Here is a 16,822-nt window from a genome sequence, read left to right on the forward strand (position 1 = left end):
GCTGATGGGAGTTTGAGTGCCATGGGGTGTTTAGTTTAAAAGTTGCTAGAGATTAAAAATAATGAGAGTGGATCCAGTCGGCTCCACAAAATCGCGCCCATAAAAAAGGCCGCTGCAAACGCAGCGGCCAAAGAAGACGTTGGATCCAGGAGCTACAAATCAACGTCGGTGTGCACGGGGCGATGAGTCGAGATCCTCAATCTCATCTGAAATCTGTCGCCAGTCGGCACGGTAAATCACGTGCCGCTGCTTCGTGCTTCCGGGCGGGTTCCCGTGAAAGCCAGGCTAGAATAAGTGTTGGCCAGTAAAGGAAAAATAGCGATTCGAGACATGCTGTATTGCGACATTCGTAACAGTCCTGATGACCTCTTTGAGGTCCATTTCGCCACAACATGTGCACAGCTGATGGCCTCCCATCCAGCCCATCCATACCCCCGTGTAAACCCCCGTTCCCGGCGGTCATTCATCCTTTAGAGGTACACCACGAATACCTCCTTGGTGCGCTTATCGTCCCCGGTGGGCGGCAGTAGGGTGAGGCCTTCTGTCACTCACCGGGGAAGACGCATGACAAAAACAACAATGCGCGCCATCTTCACGCCGCAGGCGCTGGCCGCTGCGGTGGCCTTGGGTTGCTGCGCCCAGGCACAGGCCATTTCATTCAACGTCGGCGAGATCGAGGGGACGTTCGACTCGTCGCTGTCGGTGGGCGCGAGCTGGGGCATGCGTGATGCCGACGACTCGCTGGTGGGCTTGGTCAATGGCGGTTCGGGCCAGTCCTCGACCGGCGATGACGGGCGGCTGAATTTCAAGAAAGGCGAGACGTTCTCGAAGATCTTCAAAGGCATCCATGACCTTGAGCTGAAGTACGGCGACACCGGTGTGTTTGTCCGTGGCAAGTATTGGTACGACTTCGAACTGAAGGACGAAGACCGCGAGTTCAAGCCCATCAGCGATCATGGCCGCAAGGAGGGCGCCAAGTCTTCCGGCGGGCAGATCCTCGATGCCTTCGTCTATCACAACTACTCCATCGCCGATCTGCCGGGCACGGTGCGCGCGGGCAAGCAGGTGGTCAGTTGGGGCGAAAGTACATTCATCGGTAACTCGATCAACAGCATCAACCCGGTGGATGTTTCCGCGTTCCGGCGCCCGGGTGCCGAGATCAAGGAAGGCTTGATTCCGGTGAACATGTTGTTTGCTTCCCAGGGCCTGACGGACAAGTTGACCGTGGAAGGCTTCTACCAACTGGAATGGGACCAGACCGTTCTCGACAACTGCGGGACCTTCTTCGGCGTCGACGTGGCGGCGGACGGTTGCAACAAGAACTACACCGTCGCCAGCCCGGCCATCGCCCCGTTGCAGCCGATTGCCGCAGCGTTCGGCCAAGGGTTTGAAGTCAGCAAGGAGGGCGTGATCGTGCCCCGTGGCGGTGACCGTGATGCCCGCGATTCCGGACAATGGGGGACGGCGTTGCGCTGGCTCGGCGACGACACCGAGTACGGTCTGTACTTCATGAACTACCACAGCCGCACGCCGACGGTGGGCACCGTCACCGCGGGTGCCAGCACGCTGGCGAGCATTCCGGGGATCGTGGCCACGGCCAACCGGATCGCGCCCGGCAGTGGCTCGGGTCTCGCGCAAAGTGTGATGCTCGGGCGCGGTCAGTATTACCTCGATTACCCGGAAGACATTCGCCTGTACGGCGCGAGTTTCTCTACCACCTTGTCCACCGGTACCGCATGGACCGGCGAGATCAGTTATCGGCCCAACGCGCCGGTGCAGGTCAACACCAACGACCTGACCCTGGCCATGCTCAACCCGATTGCCGGTGGCGCGGCATCGCCCATTGCGTCCCGTCCAGGCGCCGACAACAAGGGCTATCGGCGCAAGGAAATAACCCAGGTCCAGAGCACCCTGACGCACTTCGTCGATCAGGTGATGGGCGCTGATCGCCTGACCCTGGTAGGCGAGGCGGCGGTGGTTCACGTCGGTGGCCTGGAGGCCCGCAGCAAGCTGCGCTATGGACGCGACTCGGTGTACGGGCAGTATGGTTTCGGCGGCGACACCGATGGCTTCGTGACCTCGACCTCCTGGGGTTATCGAGCCCGGGCCATCCTCGATTACAACAACCTCATCGCCGGCATCAACATCAAACCCAACCTGTCGTGGTCCCACGACGTCAGCGGGTATGGCCCCAACGGGCTGTTCAACGAAGGTGCCAAGGCCATCAGCCTCGGCGTCGACGCGGACTACCGCAATACCTACACCGCAAGCCTCAATTACACCGATTTCTTCGGGGGGGACTACAACACCCTCGAGGACCGCGACTTCGTGGCGTTGAGCTTTGGCGTGAACTTCTGATCTGGCTGAGAAGGATGATTTCCATGCGCAAGATGATTCTGCAATGCGGTGCCCTGGCCCTCGGTCTGCTGGCCGCCAACGTGATGGCGGCGGTAACGCCGGAAGAGGCCAACAAACTGGGTACCAGCCTTACGCCGTTGGGCGCGGAGAAGGCCGGCAATGCCGACGGCTCGATTCCGGCGTGGACCGGCGGAATTCCGAAAAACGCCGGGGCGGTCGACAGCAAGGGTTTCCTGGCCGATCCATTCGCCAATGAAAAGCCTTTGTTCGTCATCACGGCGGCGACGGTCGACAAATACAAGGACAAGCTTTCCGAAGGGCAGATAGCGATGTTCAAACGCTATCCCGAGACCTACAGGATCCCGGTGTATCCGACTCACCGCACGGCGGCCCTGCCACCGGAAATCTATGAGTCGGCCAAGCGCAGCGCGCTGAATGTAACCCCGATCAACGACGGTAACGGTCTGGCCAATTTCACTGGCAATCGCTACTACGCGTTCCCGATTCCCAAGAACGGTGTCGAGGTGATCTGGAACCACATCACCCGTTATCACGGCGGTAATCTGCGCCGCACCATTACCCAGGCAACGCCGCAATCGAATGGTGATTTCACCGTCATCCGCTTCAAGGACGAGGTGGCCGTACCGTCCCTGCTGGGGGATTACAAACCGGGCAGCGAGGAGAACGTGCTCAACTATTTCAAACAGGAGGTGACCGCACCGGCGCGGCTGGCGGGCAACGTGTTGCTGGTTCACGAGACCCTCGATCAGGTCCAGGAACCGCGCAAGGCCTGGATCTACAACGCCGGCCAGCGTCGCGTGCGGCGTGCACCGCAAGTGGCGTATGACGGCGTCGGCACCTCATCGGACGGGTTACGCACCACCGACAACTTCGACATGTTTTCCGGAGCGCCGGATCGCTATGACTGGAAGCTGATCGGCAAGAAAGAAATGTACATCCCGTACAACAGCTACAAGCTCGATTCGCCTGACCTCAAGTACACCGATGTGATCAAGGCCGGGCACATCAATCAGGACCTGACCCGTTATGAGTTGCACCGGGTGTGGGAGGTCGTCGCCACGGTCAAGCCTAACGAGCGGCATGTCTATGCCAAGCGTCACATGTACATTGACGAAGACACCTGGCAAGTCGCCCTGGCTGATCACTACGACGGTCGCGGCCAGCTCTGGCGCGTGGCGGAAGGGCATGCCCAGTTCTACTACGATCATCAGGTTCCGGCCTACACCGTCGAGGCGCTGTATGACCTCATTGCCGGCCGTTACATCGCACTGGGGATGAAGAATGAAGAGAAGCGCAGCTTCGAATTCAACATCGCGGCAAAAGCAGGGGACTACACGCCTGCAGCCTTGCGGAGTACAGGTGTGAAGTAGTCTTCCTACAGGCTCTTACACAAAAAGGTGACCTCGCGGTCACCTTTTTTATGGGTGTAAATCAGTCTGCTGAATACTTCTTCAACAAGCGTTCGGGAGAGGTCTAGGGTGGCGCCACAATTATAAAAAGGCGCTTCTACTATGACTGCCATGACCCTGAGTCTGGACCGTCCTGGACCCCTGCCTCGTTTGTCTTCTCACCACCTCTCTCGCGAGCGGTTGACCGAACCGCTGCTGGCCTCGTCGGCGCGGGTCAAACTGCTCTGCGCACCGGCCGGCAGCGGCAAGAGTGCACTGCTTACCGAGTGCCTGCTGCGTGCACCGGAGCACTGTCGGGTGTATTGGTTGCCGTTGTCGGGGACGTGTTTGAGTGTCGTCGATTTTCAGCAGCGCCTGACTCAGGCACTGGGATTCGCAGCGGCGGATGAGCCCGTTTTGCTGGAGTCGCTGGCCCGGTTGCAGACGCCGACCTGGGTGTTTCTCGATGATTACTGTCGCGTGCCCAATCCTGAACTCGACCGCTTGCTGGACCGTTTGCTGGCAGTCAGAAATCCGCTGTTGAACTGGTGGTTGGGCTCGCGTCGGCGTCCGTCATGCAACTGGCCACGGTTGTTGCTCGATGATGAGTTGTACGAGTGCGAGGCGCGCGCGCTGGCGTTCAACGAGTCGGACATCGAACAGCTGCTCGTCCATGTCGCGCCAGAGCAGGCAGCGATTACGGCCAGGAAGATCATCCAGCGCAGCGGTGGCTGGTGCGCCGGCACGCGCATAGCCTTGCTCGATGGTTGTCAGTGGATGGCCGGGCAGGACAAGCAGGGGCGATCGGCGACGCTGCTCGACTACTTGCAACATGAACTGTTCAACACCCTGCCGCCGGAACTGCTGGAAGCCTGGCAAGTACTGGCGCACCTGCCGCGATTCAATGCCGGTCTGTGCGAGCATCTGTTTGGCGCCGGTGAGGGCGCGAAGTGGCTGCACGCCTTGCAAGACATGGGGTGTTTTATCGAACCCTGGGAGGATTCGCCCGACTGGCTGCGAGTGTTCGTGCCACTCGCCCGGGCCATGCGTGACGAGCAGGGTTCGGCGGGGCGTTCCTGGCATCGGCGTGCCTGCCAGTGGTTCACCGCCGAGCAGGACTGGCAGGGCGCGTTCGAGCAGGCGTTGCTGGCCGAAGAGTTCGAGGTCGCGGTCAGTCTGTTGCAGCACTTCAGCTTTGAGCACTTGTTCCGCCGAGAGAATGTGCGTTTGCTGCTCGATCTGCATGAGCGCCAGGGCGAAGAGTTGACCTTCGGAACGCCGCAATTGGTGGGCTTGATCACCGCAGCGTTGTTGTTTGCCGGACGTTTCGATCAGGCGGCCGCGTGTATTGAGCAACTGGTCCGGTTCACCCCCCAGCCCACGGCTGCCCTGCAACGGCAACTGCTGGCGCGCTGGCAGGCGCAGCAAGGCTGGTTGCTGCATTTGCAGGGGCGGATGGAAGCGGCGCGCACGCACTTTATCGAAGCGCTGGCCGAGCTGGGCGCTGATGCCTGGGCCGCGCGATTGTTATGCCTGTCCGGGCTGACCCAGCAAGCACTGCTCTGCGCCGACCTCGATGCAGCGCAGGCCTTCAACCGTGAGGCGCTGTGTCTGGCGCGGTCGCAAGGTTCGCTGCTCTTTGAAGGCTTGCTCGAACTCGATCACGCCCAGTGGCTGGAGCAACGCGGCGCTCCCCAACGTGCCGAAAGCCTGCTGGCGGATATCCATGAATTGTTGGATCGGCAGGCTGATCGTCCGACACCGCTGCTGGGACGAATTGCCTTGCGACGCGGACGACTGGCGCTCTGCCAGGGGCAGGACGGCCTGGCTTCCGAGCTCTTCCAGTCCGGTCTGCAAGACTGCCTGCACAGTCAGGACAAACGCGCGCTGTATGGTTTTCTCGGGCTGGCACAGGTGGCAGCCAATCAGCGCGATTACGCACACGCCTTTGACCGGCTGCGCGATGCCGAACGCCTGATGCAGCAGCGGCAGATTCCCGACACGGTTTATCGCAGTGTGTTGCTGCAAATCAGCAGTCACTTCTGGTTGCAGCAAGGTCGCGCGCCATTGGCTTGTGAAGCGTTGACCCGCGTATTGCGGCACTACCGTGGGCCTCAGGCCCGTCACGCGCCTCCGGCCACAGTGGAACTGATCGCGCGGATCGAATACCTGTTGGTGCTGGCCGAGACGTATCTGCATCAGGCGAAGCAGCCGCTGGAGCGGCTCAAGGCGTTGCTCGATCAAGCTCAACGTCACGGGAGGCTGGCGCTTGAAGCGGAGCTGCAATTGGCGATCTGCGAAGTGGCCGATCTGATGGGCGAGACGGCACTGGCCAAGTCGGCCTTGCAGGCCGGGCTGGAGCTGGTGAAACGCTGCCATTTGCAACAAGCCTTGTGCGAACTGCGCCTGCGCCAGCCGACATTGCTCAGTCGATTGGGCGAAGACGAACATATGACGCCTTCGACCCTGGACGACAATCCATTGAGCGCGCGCGAACTGGAAGTGCTCAGCCTGATTGCTCAGGGCAATTCGAATCAGCAGATCGCCGAGCAGTTGTTTATCTCGCTGCATACAGTAAAAACCCACGCGCGAAGAATTCATAGCAAGTTGGGCGTCGAACGTCGTACCCAAGCGGTGGCCATCGCGAAGAAGTTGGGGCTTATATCGTCAGGGTGAAGTGGCTGTGGGTGAAGTTATCTAAGTATAACTTGCAAGATGGCGAAACATTCTACTGCGTGCGTGATGTGCAGATTTGATTAGTATGCTTCCGGCAACAACAAACCTGATATTAATTAGTTGGCAAGCAAGGAAGATAAATCATGGAAGACCTGAATATTGAGCGAGTGTGTGCCATGTTGCATGCAAGGCTCAGTGGGCGTGGTATCGATGTCGATAAAGTGTATGTGAACGGCATTCATAAGTTTGAAGATCCGCAGGTAACTTATTCCCAAACACTGGTGTGGGCGTTCTTTCTACAGCTGCAGGACCGCGAGATTCCCCACTTTGAAGGGGAGACGCTGGGTCTGTTTACCGAGCCTTACACATTCGACCCGGCCTATCGTTTCAAGGGCCTGTACTTTGATGAGGTCAACAGAATGGGAGTGGACATCGCCCGGGTTTTTCTGGGTGACTCCGTAAACGGATGAAAGAGGTTATGCCAGCGTCAGTTGGTATGAACATCATTTATTGATTTTGTTTTCCTCAGCACCGTCGGGTTTCGACGCGTGCTGATGTGAAACAGCTGGCCGTGCAGGATGCATGTGCCTGATAACGACACCGGAAGTATTTATGAGTGACAGTTTCTTTTCTCCCCACAAGATGATGGCGTTGAAGAAAATTCGCGCAGGTTTCGCGGTAGAGGTGTTGTTGGATGAGCGGCTGCAAAAGCTCGGGGTTAACTCGTTCAAGACCTATTTGAATACATTGGATGATCTGATCAGCAAAAATGTCATCTCTTCCAAAACACTATTCGAAGAAACACTGGGTTGGGTCGAAAGTGAACAGTTGCCTAATTATGTACAGGTCCTAAATGAAATTTTCAGTCGGCGGTTTTCCTTTGAAGCCAAAGACAGGGTCAAGGCTCTGGATATGCCGGGCTTTGAGCGCATCGTCATCGATATAGTCAATGCGCTGACCAGTGCTCCCTCGATCAATCTTTCAAAACGGTCGATCAAGCCATTGGACGTTGAGACGGTACACGCGGCATTGAAATATCAAATACCCGAAGTGGATATTGATAGCGTGTACGTGACCAGTTTTATCGTTGAACTCGGGGTGCAAAAAGTCATTCAATCTAGAAGCCTGGTTGAAGATCTATACGCTCATTTGCAGGACGATGAAATTCCGTTCTATTCCGGCGAGGGGATGGGCGTTTATTCGGTCGCCTACAGTGCCGAAGAGCGTCATCTTCATCCACAGCTCACGGCGACGGATATCCGCGATTTAGTGATCGAAATCGTTCCGGATTTCCTGATCTGATTGGACGGGGCTCTCGTATCCCATGCGCCAACTGACGGCCCGCGACGCTGCGAGTAATCGCCGCGCTGCCGGGCCGTTCTCGTCGGCGTGAAACAGCGACGTCGGGCCCACCACCGTCAGCACGGCCACCACGTTCCCCATCGCGTTGAACACCGGCGCCGACAAGGCGTCCACGCCGGGCATCAACAAGCCATGCACATGATGCAGGCCACGTGTGCGGATCTGCTCGCACATGGCTGCATAGGTTTGGTCATCCGCCAGCGCGTGGGCTGATTGCCCCTGCAATTCCTGTTCGCGCAAGTCCACGGTTTCGCGCTTGGGCAGGTAGGCGCCAAACACCAGGCCCGTCGATGAACTGAGCAACGGCAGCACCGAGCCCAATTGCGTCACAACCGTCACCGCACGTACCGCCGGTTCGATGTGCACCACGGTTGCACCCTGGTTGCCCCACACCGCCAGGAAGCAGGTCTCGTTCAAGTCGTCGCGCAACTCGGCCAAGGGCAGGGTGGCGACTTTCAGCACGTCCATACTGTTGAGTGCGGCCAACCCGACGCGCAAGGCTTCGCGGCCCAGGCCGTAATGGTTGGTGGCACTGTTTTGTTCGGCAAAACCGCTGGCGATCAGTGCCTGCAAATAGCGGTGAACCTTGCTCGCCGGCATGTGCACGTGTTCGGCCAGGCGCGAGAGTGAAGTCGAGGGTGATAACTCGGCCAGGGCCTTGAGGATGTCGGTACCCACCTCGGCCGAGCGGACTTTCTGTTTACCGTTGCTGTCTGGCTTTTCCATGGAGGCGGTGTGATCCCGGGACGAATGGGCGTCTTTATAGCTTGACGGTCAATACCAATCAAATTACGTTATGCGTAATTGAATTACGATAAAAATAACCCCGGCGTGCCCAGACCTCTGCAACGGAGTGACAGGCCACTGCCCACTCCCTGTTCAGGAGGCTCCATGAACCTCGATTCAACGGCGCCAGCGCTGGTTTACCAGTCAGGCTTCGGCAACGAATTCAGCAGTGAGGCACTGCCCGGTGCGCTGCCGGTTGGCCAGAACGCTCCGCAAAAAGCCCCGTACGGCCTCTATACCGAGCTGTTCTCCGGCACCGCGTTCACCATGGTCCGCAGCGAGGCCCGGCGTACATGGATGTACCGCATCCAGCCATCGGCCAATCACCCGGCATTCGTCAAACTCGAGCGGCAACTGGCCGGTGGTCCACTGGGTGAAGTGACCCCCAATCGACTGCGCTGGAACCCACTAGATATTCCCGCTGAACCGACCGACTTCATTGACGGGCTGGTGAGCATGGCGGCCAACTCCGGCGCCGAAAACCCGGCCGGGATCAGCATCTACAGCTACCGCGCCAACCGCTCCATGGAGCGTGTGTTCTTCAACGCCGACGGCGAATGGCTGCTGGTCCCGGAGCAGGGCCGTCTGCGCATCGCCACTGAACTGGGCGTGCTGGAACTGGAGCCGCTGGAAATCGCCGTGCTGCCGCGCGGCTTGAAATTCCGCATCGAATTGCTTGACCCGCAAGCCCGCGGCTACGTCGCCGAGAACCATGGTGCGCCGCTTCGCCTGCCGGATCTGGGGCCGATCGGCAGCAATGGCCTGGCCAACCCGCGGGACTTCCTGACCCCGGTGGCCCATTACGAAAACCTCAAGCAGCCAACCACGCTGGTGCAGAAATTCCTCGGTCAGCTGTGGGGCTGCGAGCTCGATCATTCGCCGCTGAACGTGGTCGCCTGGCACGGCAATAACGTGCCGTACAAATATGACCTGCGGCGGTTCAACACCATCGGCACCGTCAGCTTCGATCATCCGGACCCGTCGATTTTCACCGTGTTGACCTCGCCGACCAGCGTCCACGGCCTGGCCAATCTCGACTTCGTGATCTTCCCGCCACGCTGGATGGTGGCCGAAAACACTTTCCGTCCACCGTGGTTCCACCGCAATCTGATGAACGAATTCATGGGCCTGATCAAAGGCGAATACGACGCCAAGGCTGAAGGCTTCGTGCCTGGCGGTGCGTCCTTGCACAGCTGCATGAGCGCCCACGGCCCGGATGGCGAAACCTGTACCAAAGCCATCAATGCTGACCTCAAGCCGGTGAAAATCGACAACACCATGGCCTTTATGTTCGAGACCAGCCAGGTGCTGCGCCCGAGCCGGTTCGCCCTCGATTGCCCGCAACTGCAAACCAACTACGATGCCTGCTGGGCCACACTGCCCGCCACTTTCGACCCGACACGGAGATAACCCATGACGCAGACTTCCTTCCCTCGCAGTTGGGTTGCTTCCGCCAACGGTCATACGGATTTCCCGCTGCAAAACCTGCCGCTGGGCGTGTTCAGCGTGAAAGGTTCGGCGCCGCGCAGTGGCGTGGCCATCGGTGAGCATATTGTCGACCTGGAGGCCGCACTCGCTGCCGGCCTGTTCGATGGCGCAGCAAAAGCCGCCGTCGAAGCCACCCTTGGCGGTCAGTTGAATGCGTTCTTCGAACTCGGTCGTGAAGCCCGCGTGGCCTTGCGTCAGCGTTTGATCGAGTTGCTCGAAGAAGGCAGCAGCCTGCGTGGCAAGATCGAAGCCCAAGGCGCAAAACTCCTGCCGCTGGCGGCGGATTGCGTGATGCACCTGCCGGCGAAAATCAACGACTACACCGACTTCTACGTCGGTATCGAACACGCGCAGAACGTCGGCAAACTGTTCCGCCCGGACAACCCGTTGCTGCCGAACTACAAGTACGTACCGATCGGCTACCACGGCCGCGCCTCGACCATTCGCCCCTCCGGCACTGGCGTCCGTCGCCCGAAAGGCCAGACCTTGCCGGCCGGTCAGAGCGAACCGACTTTCGGTCCGTGCGCGCGCCTGGACTACGAACTGGAACTGGGCATCTGGATCGGCCAGGGCAACGAGATGGGCGACGCCATCGCCATTGGTGACGCCGCCGATCACATTGCTGGTTTCTGCCTGCTCAACGACTGGTCGGCACGGGATATCCAGGCCTGGGAATACCAGCCGCTGGGGCCTTTCCTGTCGAAAAGTTTTATCACCAGCATCTCGCCGTGGGTCGTCACGGCCGAAGCGCTGGAGCCGTTCCGTCGTGCCCAGCCTGCGCGACCGGAAGGCGATCCACAGCCGCTGCCATACCTGTTCGACAAGCGTGACCAGGCGGCTGGCGGCTTCGACATCGAACTGGAAGTGCTGCTGCTGACCGAAGCCATGCGCGAGCAGAACCTGCCTGCCCATCGCCTGACCCTCAGCAACACAAAACACATGTACTGGACCGTGGCGCAAATGGTCGCGCACCACAGCGTCAACGGCTGCCAGTTGCAGGCCGGCGACCTGTTCGGATCGGGCACCCTGTCCGGGCCGGAAAATGGTCAGTTCGGCAGCCTGCTGGAAATCACCGAGGGCGGTAAAAAGCCGATCGAACTGGCGTCGGGCGAAGTGCGCAAATTCCTTGAGGACGGTGATGAAATCATCCTGCGTGGCCGTTGCAGCCGTGAAGGTTTTGCGTCCATCGGTTTCGGCGAATGCCGTGGCAAAGTGTTGCCGGCACGCTAAGGGGAACGGGTCATGCAGCTCTACACCTATTACCGTTCGACCTCGTCCTATCGGGTGCGCATCGCATTGGCGCTCAAAGGCCTGGATTACCAGGCACTGCCGGTCAACCTGATCGCGCCGCCGGGTGGCGAGCACCGCCAGCCGGCGTATCTGGCGATCAACCCGCAGGGCCGCGTGCCGGCCTTGCGCACCGATGAAGGCGAGTTGCTGATCCAGTCACCGGCGATCATCGAGTACCTGGAAGAGCGTTATCCACAGGCGCCGCTGCTGTCGAAAGACCTCGCGGCCCGCGCCCGTGAACGTGGCGTGGCGGGGGTGATCGGCTGCGATGTGCATCCATTGCACAACGTCAGCGTGCTCAACAGGCTGCGCCAGTTGGGACACGACGAGCCGCAGGTGATGGAGTGGATCGGGCACTGGATCAGCCAGGGGCTGGCGACTGTGGAGCAATTGATCGGCGACGAAGATTACTGCTTCGGGCCTGAGCCAGGTCTGGCCGACGTCTACCTGATCCCGCAGCTGTATGCGGCCGAGCGCTTCAATATTGCACTTGAAGCTTATCCGCGCATCCGTCGTGTGGCGGCGCTGGCGGCGACTCATCCAGCATTCATCGAGGCGCATCCGGCGAATCAGCCAGATACGCCTTGAATCCCGGCACAAATCCCCTGTGGGAGCGGGCAAGCCCGCTCCCACAGGGGATTGCGATCAATGCACGACGGAATTGGGCGGCAAATGCCCCAGCCGTTCAGTGAGGCGAATTCGCTGGATCGGGTCGTCGCTGAGCAACAGCGCATGCTCAAGGTCGAAGCGCTCGGCGTTCGGGCAGTCCAGCCGTTGGTAGAGACTGGCCCGGGCCAGATAGTCGGCGGCATTGCCATTGCCCAGTTCCAGCACGCGTTCGGCGTCGATCAAGGCGCCGATGTAATCGTCGTGGGAAAGGTGCAGTTGACGCAGGTTGCGCGACAGGCGCTGCAGCATCTGCACGGGATCGGCGGTAACCAAGTGTTCGGCGCTGAGTTTCATGTTCGGGCCGTACTGGCGTTGCAGTAATTCCCGACAATCGTTGGGGTATAGCCGGCGGCCGCCGCACGGATCGAGCAAGTGATCGGCCCCCGGTACGCGCAGCAGGAAATGCCCTGGAAAGTTAACCCCGACCAAGGGGATTTCCAGGCCCCTGGCCAGCTCCAGGGCAATCAGCCCCAGGGAAAGCGGTTGCCCGCGACGCAACTCCAGCACCTTGTTGAGCAAGGCCACCTGTGGGCGCAATGGGCTGAAGTCGTCCTGGGCGAAACCCAGGTCATTCATGCGGCGTAACAAGGGTTGCGCCAGCTCGTTGACCGGCAGCATCGGCAAGCCGGAACTCGCGCGCTGTTGCAACTCATGGAATTCCTTTAGCAACGCCTCGGGATTGACCTCGTTGTCATGTTCGGCCGCAATCCATAGCGCTGCCTCGAACAGCGCGGGCGGTGAACGTTGCAGACAGGCAAAAAACGATTGGCGCGGTGTCATCAGAATCTCCGGGCAATGCCTCGTTTTAGCCCCGTCGCCAGCATTCGTCCAGTGTCATGCAGAGGCTGATTCAGGTTATTTCCGAATGCTTGCATCAAGGCTGCGCTTATTCCGGTGCGCTTCTGCAATTTTTGGGCGCAAGCCTATACTGGCGACTACAAGAAGTGATTCGGGAGCCTTACGATGTTCGCTCTCATGCAAAGCACTCGCCTTGAATCGCTGCATCTGAGCGTCGACCCGGTCACCGGGTTGAAGGCGGTCATTGCCATTCATAACAGCCGACTGGGGCCCGCCCTGGGTGGTTGTCGTTACCTTGCCTACCCCAACGACGAATCTGCGATCGAGGATGCGGTGCGCCTGGCCCAAGGCATGAGCTACAAGGCCGCGTTGGCCGGCCTGGCCCAGGGCGGTGGCGTGGCGGTGATCATTCGGCCGGTCCATGTGGCCAACCGTGCGGCGCTGTTCGAGTCCTTCGGGCGCTGCATCGAGCAGCTCGACGGCCGCTACATCACTGCCATCGACAGCGGCACGTCGGTAGCGGACATGGATTGCATCGCCCAGCAGACCCAACATGTCACCAGTACCACCTCGGCGGGCGACCCTGCGCCCCATGCGGCGATGGGTGTTTTTACCGGCATTCGCAGCACCGCGATGGCGCGACTGGGCAGCGACAATCTCGAAGGTTTACGCGTGGCGATTCAAGGCCTGGGCAATGTCGGGTTTGCGCTGGCAGAACAACTGCACGCCGCGGGTGCCGAGCTGCTGGTCAGCGACATCGACCACGGCAAGGTGCAACTGGCCATGGAGCAACTCGGTGCACACCCGATCGCCAACGATGCATTGCTCAGCACCCCTTGCGACATACTTGCTCCCTGCGGCCTGGGCGGCGTGCTCAGCAGTCACAGCGTGACGCAGCTGCGCTGCTCGGCAGTGGCCGGTTCGGCGAATAATCAGCTGACTCATCTTGATGTCGCCGATCAGTTGGAGCGGCGGGGCATTCTGTATGCACCGGATTATGTGATCAATGCCGGCGGCTTGATCTACGTCTCGCTCAAACACCGTGGCGAAGAGTTGTCGACCATCACGGCCCACCTGTCGAAAATCAGCTCGCGCCTGACGGAAGTTTTCGCCCATGCCCAGGCGGAAAAGCGTTCGCCGGCCCGGGTGGCGGATGAATTGGCGGAGAAAGTCTTGTATCGCTGAATGGATTTCCCGGCATGAAAAAGGCCCTGACTCCATCGGACTCAGGGCCTGTTCAATTCGGGCGTTGCTTACTTTGCTGCTTTGGCGGCCCTGGCTGGCTTCGCCGGAGCGATCGGCTCGGCCACTGGCTCCTCGACGGGCGTCGCCACTTCAACCGGTTCCGCGACTTCGACAGGTGCGCTGAGCAATTCGGACAACGCATCCGGCTGGCTCTTGAACGCCTTGGCGAACACATCGCGGTTCTTCGCCATGTAGATCCCGGCTTCTTCCACTTGCTGCTCGGTCAGGGACGGAACGGCTTTTTGCAACACTTCTGCCAACAACTCGGCCAGTTCGAGCATTTTGTCATGACGGTCAGCTTCGGCTTTATCCATGAACAAGCGCTCCAGATCTCGGCTGCTGCGGTATACCACTTCGACGGCCATTCACCACCTCACATGCCTTCACATTTGGTTGTCTGATTCGACTACTGTATCTATATACAGCGAAAAGGATAAGCGAAACCCCAGGGTTTGGGTAGTGGCTTTTTAATCTAGACCGAAAACAGGGTTTGTCAGGCTCGTCGATGACAGGTGGGTGCGACCAAACGTCACGGAGCGCGTTCCAGAGCGCCCCGCCATCATGGCGTGGCCTTGTTTCTGCATGCAGATCAATCGTCATGTCCAACCCGCATTATCCGGTCGAGCCGACCTAAGGAAGCATCATCGTGAAAATCAACTGGGCAGAAAACCTGCGGCAGAACGTGCATGAACTGGCCGAGTCCCTGGGCAACCTGTTCGTCGAAACCTTTCACTATCTGGCGCTGTTCGCCATTGGTGCGGTGACCGCGTGGGCAGCGGTGATGGAATTTCTGGGAATGATCGAACAGGGGCACATCAAGATCGATGACATCTTGCTGCTGTTCATCTATCTGGAGCTGGGGGCGATGGTCGGGATTTACTTCAAGACCAACCACATGCCGGTGCGTTTCCTGATCTACGTGGCGATCACGGCGCTGACACGGTTGCTGATTTCCAATGTCTCGCACCACAACCCGCCCGACATCGGGATCATCTACCTGTGTGGCGGGATTCTGCTGCTGGCGTTTTCGATTCTGGTGGTGCGTTACGCTTCGTCGCAGTTCCCATCGGTGAAAATTGAAAACCCGCACCGCAAGACAGGCGCGGGCTCCAGTGAACATCCGGAAGTGGAGAAGGGCGAGCTTTAAAACCCCATGGCGGGTCGAGGCCGGCCTTTGGCAGGTGGCGGCGGCAGGTTGCGCGTGTCGCCATCGGTCATGGCTTCGAGAATGGCCACGGCGCTGTGGCCCTGTTCGATGGCAATGCCGAACTGAATGCTTTGTACCAGGCGTTTGAGGCGCTCGGGGTCGTTGCGCTGGTCAGCACTGATCATGCGTTTGGCCACGATATGGCCGCTATTGGACAGGGTCAGCATGATGCAGCCATCGAGACCCTGAATGCTCAGGTTGATCTGATAATCCGCTGCAAAAGCATCGGTAATGAGCTGGAAAGGGTTGTCCATGATGCGTCACCGCCTGATTGAACGTGCAGTTGTTGACCGGTCGATATCGGGATTAGTTCGCAACACCGGACCATCGGCCTTCATGGCCAAATCGCCATCAATGCTTGCAACAAGGATGTAGCAAGGGGCATGCCGGAAAGATTGTCGGACAATCATGGCTGTGGAAAAGCCGAGGGGCTCTACAGCGAATACGCGCCAGGTAACCCCTTCAGGCGCAGGTGTCGCCGGATGAATCGCCTTCACCTGCAAGCCGGGGCCTACAGGGATATCTGCTGCTCATGTGTGCCCGCCTGCCCATTTGAGGGCAATAAACCTGGGCGTGCCTCCAAAGCGATCAGCCCTCCACCCGGTTCACCGTCAAACCGCCCGGCACGACCGTTACGAGTCTGGGGTATTGGAGTTCTATCTGAGTGCTACCGGCCTCGAAGGCACGGATGTGGGGCGATTGCCAGCGTGGGCGCTGGAGGAGGACGCGGGGATTCTTTGCGGCCAGTATCCGCTGCGGACCAGCAAATGTGAGGATTTGTGACAGAGGAGCAGGGCGACTCAACTCCCGACCTTAACAGCGCTTTTGCCGGTTGTCCGGCTTTTTTTGCGATTAAAAATTTATCTTTTTTTAGGGGTTGAATTGTTCAGCGTACAGACCGATTGTGTAAATCAAGAGGTCACGGTGATGACGCCCAAGGGCTTAGCTGACCGGCCTCTCGCGAGCTAGCTGAAATAAGGGATGAACTATGCAAATCCAAGTCAACAGCGATAACCATATTCAAAGCAGCATCCGACTGGAGGAGTGGGTACGTACTACCATTGAGAGCACGCTCGAACGTTATGAGGAGGACCTGACCCGAGTGGAGGTTCACCTGCGGGACGAGAACGGCGACAAGCCTGGTCCCCACGATCTACGCTGCCAACTGGAAGCGCGGCCAAAGGGCCACCAACCGATTTCCGTTACCCATAAAGCCGCCAGCCTGGAACTGGCGATCGATGGAGCTGCCGAGAAACTCGAGCACGCACTGGAACACCTGTTCGGCAAATTGCGCGGCAAACCACGAGCCACTGTGGTGCCGTTCGAGCGCGAGGCTAACGCCGACGTGCTGCTGGAAGAAGAATTTCTTGAAAACGAGCAGGCTGCGCAAAACGGCTGAAACCTGATTCACTTTTAAACCACCCACTCGAACGGGCCTGCATTGCAGGCCCGTTTTGTTTTCAGCGTCGTGGGCTTTGGAACGCTGTTTCACCTATTATTTTTTGCGCATGAGAATATTTATCATTAGTATTGG

At 59.1% G+C, this 16,822-nt stretch carries 14 protein-coding genes and 1 pseudogene; 11 read left to right on the plus strand and 4 right to left on the minus strand.

Features of this window, described 5'->3' with window-relative positions:
- Positions 1 to 564 precede the first annotated feature (564 nt).
- The 5 genes from BLV61_RS20820 (at position 565) to BLV61_RS20840 (ending at position 7,745) form a co-directional block, all read left to right on the plus strand.
- Positions 565 to 2,358 carry a DUF1302 domain-containing protein gene (locus tag BLV61_RS20820; RefSeq protein WP_047537840.1) on the plus strand — a complete coding sequence of 598 codons (1,794 nt, stop codon included), beginning with the start codon at positions 565 to 567 and terminating at the stop codon, positions 2,356 to 2,358.
- A 23-nt stretch (positions 2,359 to 2,381) separates the two neighbouring features.
- The gene (locus BLV61_RS20825; RefSeq protein WP_090467199.1) at positions 2,382 to 3,749 is read left to right on the plus strand and encodes a DUF1329 domain-containing protein; all 1,368 of its coding nucleotides are present in this window, start codon (positions 2,382 to 2,384) and stop codon (positions 3,747 to 3,749) included.
- A gap of 141 nt (positions 3,750 to 3,890) precedes the next feature.
- Entirely contained in the window at positions 3,891 to 6,443 is a 2,553-nt protein-coding gene (locus BLV61_RS20830; RefSeq protein ID WP_090467200.1) for a LuxR C-terminal-related transcriptional regulator, read from the plus strand.
- A gap of 143 nt (positions 6,444 to 6,586) precedes the next feature.
- Positions 6,587 to 6,913 carry a hypothetical protein gene (locus BLV61_RS20835; RefSeq protein ID WP_090467201.1) on the plus strand — a complete coding sequence of 109 codons (327 nt, stop codon included), beginning with the start codon at positions 6,587 to 6,589 and terminating at the stop codon, positions 6,911 to 6,913.
- 142 nt (positions 6,914 to 7,055) lie between these two features.
- Positions 7,056 to 7,745 (plus strand): hypothetical protein, encoded by a 690-nt coding sequence (locus BLV61_RS20840; RefSeq protein ID WP_047537849.1) that lies wholly within the window; start codon positions 7,056 to 7,058, stop codon positions 7,743 to 7,745.
- Here the strand turns inward: BLV61_RS20840 and BLV61_RS20845 are convergent.
- Positions 7,710 to 8,531, minus strand: coding sequence for an IclR family transcriptional regulator (locus tag BLV61_RS20845; protein ID WP_090467202.1), 822 nt, complete (start codon positions 8,529 to 8,531; stop codon positions 7,710 to 7,712). The two genes, BLV61_RS20840 and BLV61_RS20845, sit on opposite strands and share 36 nt — an antisense overlap.
- 165 nt (positions 8,532 to 8,696) lie before the next feature.
- Here BLV61_RS20845 and hmgA point away from each other — a divergent pair, with 165 nt between their 5' ends.
- Genes hmgA through maiA form a run of 3 tightly spaced genes read left to right on the plus strand, consistent with a single transcriptional unit; the run spans position 8,697 to position 11,957 of the window.
- The gene (gene hmgA, locus BLV61_RS20850; RefSeq protein WP_090467203.1) at positions 8,697 to 10,001 is read left to right on the plus strand and encodes a homogentisate 1,2-dioxygenase; all 1,305 of its coding nucleotides are present in this window, start codon (positions 8,697 to 8,699) and stop codon (positions 9,999 to 10,001) included.
- Positions 10,002 to 10,004: 3 nt separating this feature from the next.
- Positions 10,005 to 11,309, plus strand: a complete 1,305-nt coding sequence (gene fahA / locus BLV61_RS20855) for a fumarylacetoacetase (protein WP_090467205.1) — start codon at positions 10,005 to 10,007, stop codon at positions 11,307 to 11,309.
- Between the two features lie 12 nt (positions 11,310 to 11,321).
- Entirely contained in the window at positions 11,322 to 11,957 is a 636-nt protein-coding gene (gene maiA, locus BLV61_RS20860; protein WP_090467207.1) for a maleylacetoacetate isomerase, read from the plus strand.
- A 57-nt stretch (positions 11,958 to 12,014) separates the two neighbouring features.
- Here the strand turns inward: maiA and BLV61_RS20865 are convergent, their stop codons facing one another.
- Complete coding sequence (locus BLV61_RS20865; RefSeq protein ID WP_047537864.1) at positions 12,015 to 12,818, minus strand: SirB1 family protein; 804 nt, start codon at positions 12,816 to 12,818, stop codon at positions 12,015 to 12,017.
- Between the two features lie 183 nt (positions 12,819 to 13,001).
- Here BLV61_RS20865 and BLV61_RS20870 point away from each other — a divergent pair, with 183 nt between their 5' ends.
- Positions 13,002 to 14,021 carry a Glu/Leu/Phe/Val dehydrogenase family protein gene (locus BLV61_RS20870; protein ID WP_090467210.1) on the plus strand — a complete coding sequence of 340 codons (1,020 nt, stop codon included), beginning with the start codon at positions 13,002 to 13,004 and terminating at the stop codon, positions 14,019 to 14,021.
- 185 nt (positions 14,022 to 14,206) lie between these two features.
- Here BLV61_RS20870 and BLV61_RS20875 read toward each other — a convergent pair.
- Positions 14,207 to 14,446: pseudogene (locus BLV61_RS20875) on the minus strand (YebG family protein); the annotation flags it as partial.
- Between the two features lie 281 nt (positions 14,447 to 14,727).
- Here BLV61_RS20875 and BLV61_RS20880 point away from each other — a divergent pair.
- On the plus strand, positions 14,728 to 15,228 hold the full coding sequence (locus BLV61_RS20880; RefSeq protein ID WP_047537873.1) for a phosphate-starvation-inducible protein PsiE: 501 nt from the start codon (positions 14,728 to 14,730) through the stop codon (positions 15,226 to 15,228).
- On the opposite strand, the gene BLV61_RS20885 is transcribed toward BLV61_RS20880, so the two are convergent.
- Complete coding sequence (locus tag BLV61_RS20885; RefSeq protein ID WP_047537876.1) at positions 15,225 to 15,542, minus strand: DUF3509 domain-containing protein; 318 nt, start codon at positions 15,540 to 15,542, stop codon at positions 15,225 to 15,227. The two genes, BLV61_RS20880 and BLV61_RS20885, sit on opposite strands and share 4 nt — an antisense overlap.
- A gap of 734 nt (positions 15,543 to 16,276) precedes the next feature.
- On the opposite strand from BLV61_RS20885, the gene BLV61_RS20890 reads away from it, so the two are divergent.
- Positions 16,277 to 16,687 carry an HPF/RaiA family ribosome-associated protein gene (locus tag BLV61_RS20890; RefSeq protein WP_047537880.1) on the plus strand — a complete coding sequence of 137 codons (411 nt, stop codon included), beginning with the start codon at positions 16,277 to 16,279 and terminating at the stop codon, positions 16,685 to 16,687.
- Positions 16,688 to 16,822: the final 135 nt, after the last annotated feature.

It is taken from the genome of Pseudomonas mohnii (assembly GCF_900105115.1).
GTDB lineage: Bacteria > Pseudomonadota > Gammaproteobacteria > Pseudomonadales > Pseudomonadaceae > Aquipseudomonas > Aquipseudomonas mohnii.